The organism is Enterobacter sp. BIDMC 29 (genome assembly GCF_019378755.1).
GTDB lineage: Bacteria > Pseudomonadota > Gammaproteobacteria > Enterobacterales > Enterobacteriaceae > Enterobacter > Enterobacter ludwigii.
Genome location: NZ_CP080000.1, coordinates 2,851,893 through 2,855,749, shown reverse-complemented (window position 1 = coordinate 2,855,749; position 3,857 = coordinate 2,851,893). Strand labels below are relative to the sequence as shown.

General features: G+C 61.4%; 1 protein-coding gene. It reads right to left on the bottom strand.

Going from position 1 to position 3,857, the window contains the following annotated elements; translation table 11 throughout:
• Positions 1-3,857: Ig-like domain-containing protein (locus JTA15_RS21820; RefSeq protein ID WP_255580107.1), on the bottom strand; the 3,857-nt coding region annotated here is incomplete at both ends.

Here is a 3,857-nt window from a genome sequence, read left to right as displayed (position 1 = left end):
TGGCATCCACGTTGATCACATAGGCGGTGGTCGGGGCGCTGGTATTGCCCGCGGCATCGGTGGCGGTAAAGGTCAGGCTGTGTGACCCGTTGCTCAGCGCCGGAGAAGGGGTAAAGCTCCATGCCCCGCCTGTCGCGACCGCGCTACCAATCTGGACGCCGTTATCGAAAATTTTCACCGTGGCGCCCGCTTCCGCCGTACCCGTGAGGGTAGGCTGCGCGTCGTTAGTCAATCCGCCATTGGCAATCGGTGTAGCCGCATTGCCCACATCATCCACAATGCTGCTCAGCACCGGCAGGGCTGGCGGCGTCGTGTCGATAGTCAGGCTAAAGGCCGCTGACGAAACGCTGGTATTACCCGCTGCATCCGTGGCCTGCGCCGTGAAGCTGTGCGCGCCCGTGGCTAAGGTGGTCGTGAGCAAGATACTCCAGTTGCCGCTGACATCCGCGGTGCCCGTTCCGACAAGCGTTGTGCCTTCGTAGATATTCACAGTCGCAAACGGTTCACTGGTCCCGACAAGCCGTGGCACGGTGTCGTCGGTCGTCTGTCCTGAACTGAGCGGGCCGGTGATGCTGCCCGCATCGTCAACGGCCTGGCTGATAACCGGCGCATTGGGGGCGCTGGTATCAACAACCAGCGTAAAGCCAGGCGAAGCCGGGCTGACGTTCCCCGCCGCGTCGGTCGCGGTCGCGGTCCAGGTATGGCTGCCATTGCTCAGCGCTGATGACGGCGTAAAGCTCCATGCTCCGGTGCCATCCGCCAGCGCGGTGCCGACCGGCTGTCCGTTCTCATAGATGGTCACCGTGGCGTTGGCTGCCGCGGTGCCCGTCAACGTTGGCGTGGTGTCGTCGGTACTTTGCCCGGAAGTCAGCGGCGTCTGTACGCTGCCTGCGTTGTCTCCCGCGGTCGTGATGGCCGGTGCCGCCGGTGGTGCCGTATCCACTGTCAGGTTAAACGGTGCCGTCGTGCTGCCGGTGTTGCCAGCCGCATCGGTGGCATTGAAGGTGATGGCATGAGGCCCGTCACTCAGGGCGGTGTCAGGCGTGTAGGTCCAGTTCCCCTGGGCATTAACCACCGCGGTGCCAATCTCGTTGCCATCCACAATGATATGCACAGTGGCACCCACTTCACCCGTACCGTTGAAGGTCGGACGTGCGTCGTTGGTGCTGTTGCCGGTAGTGAGCGTACCGGTGACCGGGCCGACGTCGTCAATCACACTGCTGACCAGTGGCGCAGCAGGGCCTGCTGCATCCACGGTAAAGGCAAAGACCGACGAGTTTGCTGACGCATTGCCTGTCGCATCGGTAGCGTAGGCGCGAAGGAGATAGTTGCCGTCGCTCAGCGGCGTGCTCGGGGTAAAGGTCCAGTTACCACTTCCGTCGACGGTCGCAAGGCCAATTTGCGTACCGTTATTCATGATGTGGATTGTACTGCCCGGTTGTCCGGTGCCGCCGATCGTCGGGGTGGTGTCGTTGGTGACTTGCCCGCTGGTGAGGTTGCCGGTCACGCCGCCAGGGGCATTGTCGTTAACTGTATCCAGCGTTGGAACCGTTGGCGCCGTCAGGTCAACCACGACGTTCCAGCCGTTAGACACCTGGCTGACGTTGCCCTGTGGGTCGGTGGCGGTAACGGTGAAGGCGTGAGGTCCTTCGCTGAGCGCGGTGTCAGGGGTGAACGTCCAGGCACCGGTGCCGTCAGCCGTGACCACGGCAATCTGGGTACCGCCGTCGAAAATTTTCACCACGCTGTTCGCTTCCGCCGTCCCCGAAAGGGTTGGCGTCGCGTCATTAGTCGGATCGCCGCTCACAATCGTGGTTGCAGCATTGCCCACATTATCCGTTACGTTGGTGATCGCTGGCGTGGTGGAAACCGTATCAACGACGATGGTGAAGCCTGTCGACAGACCACTTTCATTGCCCGCGGGATCGGTCTCGCGGATGGTCAGAACGTTATTGCCCTCCGCCAGCGCGGGCGGTGTGAAGACCCAGGTCCCCGTATTGCCGACCTCTGCGGTACCCAGCAGGTTTCCGTTGCTGTAAACGGAGATGATATCGCCCACCGTGCCGGAGCCGGTAAGGGTAGGCTGGTTGTCGTTGGTGGTCTGCCCGTTGGTGAGTTGACCAGTGCCAGGGCCGACATCATCAATCACTGAGCCAATGGTCGGCGTGTCCGGTGCAGTGAGGTCAACGGTGACGGTTGCAACCGGCGAGCGGCCGCTGGTCGAGAGCCCGACCGTCGCGGTCACTTCAAAGGTGTGCAGCCCTTCACCCAGCGCAATCAGTGGGGTATAGCCCCAGTTACCGTCCGCATCAGCAATCACGTTGATCAGCGGAACCGCGATGCCGTCCTGGTAGATGGTGATAATGCTGCCCGCTTCGGCCGTACCCACGAGTGTCGGGGTGATGTCGTTGGTGGTTTTGTCTTTCACGTCGCCGGTGACAGGCGTTTCATCATCGTTAATCGCCGTAATGATGGGCACATCCGGAAGATTCGGCAGCGTACCGGTGACGGTGTAGGATGCCTCAGGACTGAGGTTGCCCGCGGCATCGGTCGCGGTCACCGTCAGCACAGCGCCATCCGTTTGGGCTGGGCTGAGGGCGATGGAGAAGGTGCCACCGGTGGCTACGCCTGTCCCGAGAACATTACCATTGTTATCGGTTACAGTGATGGTAGCTCCCGCTTCGGCGGTGCCGGTCAATGGAGTACCTTGAGCGGCTATGCCAGTAACCGCGGGAGCAGCCGGATCCAGAGTATCGACGTTAACGCTAAGCGGTGCAGAGCTACCGGACGTATTGCCAGCCGGATCGACCGCGGAGACGGTGAAGGTATGCGGGCCTTCCGTCAGCGTGCTGTCGGCGGTCCAGCTCCAGTTGCCGTCCGACTGTACCGTTACCGGCACTGTGGATGCTGTACCGTCTACGGAGACGATAACGGTGGTACCCGGTTCGCCGGTGCCCGTGAGGGTCGGCGTGCCGTCACGGGTATAAAGCACATTGCTTGTGAGCTGGCTGTCAGACACCGCGTTAATCAGCGGGATTTCTGGCGCAGTGGTATCAACGGTGACGGTGAAGACCGGGCTGAGGCCGCTGACGTTACCCGCAGCATCGACTGCCGCAACGGTGATGTTGAGTGGGCCATCAGTCTGGGTCGGAAGATCGAGAGACCACTCGCCATTGCTGCCGATTTCGACGCGTCCTAGTTCAACGCCATTGTTATAAACGATGACCGTTTCGCCCGCAGGGCCGGTACCGCCCACACCGGGGGTAGTATCCGTGGTAACACCACCGTCTGGCTTACCGCCAACGGCGCTAATGACAGGCGTATCAGGTGCCACGGTATCAACGGTAATAGTGATCCCCGGTGACGCCGCCGAAACGTTACCGGCTTCGTCGGTGGCGGTGGCGGTAAATTCGTGGCTTCCCTCATCAATGCTGGCGTCAGGGCGCCAGCTCCAGTTGCCGTTGCTGTCTACTGTGACGCGACCCACTTCGGTAGCAGGCTGACCATTAATGCTGTCATAAATAATAACCACATCGTTCGCTGTGCCGGTGCCGCTCAGGACCGGACGCGGATCGTTCGTGGTTTCCCCGTCGGCAACCGGTCCGGTTATCTGGCTGACGCTGTCCGTAATCACCGGTGCTGCTGGCGTAGCTGGCGGGTCGGTGTCAATGGTGATGGTCACCGGCTGGGACGGGGCGCTTTCGTTGCCCGCGCCGTCCTTGTTGGTGACGGTCAGGGTGATGTCGTAGGTACCGTTGGCCAGTGGGGTATCCGGTGTCCATGTCCAGTTACCGTTGCTGTCCACCTCGGCGTCACCAATTTTGTCGGTGCCGTTGTAGATAGTCACGGTATCGCCG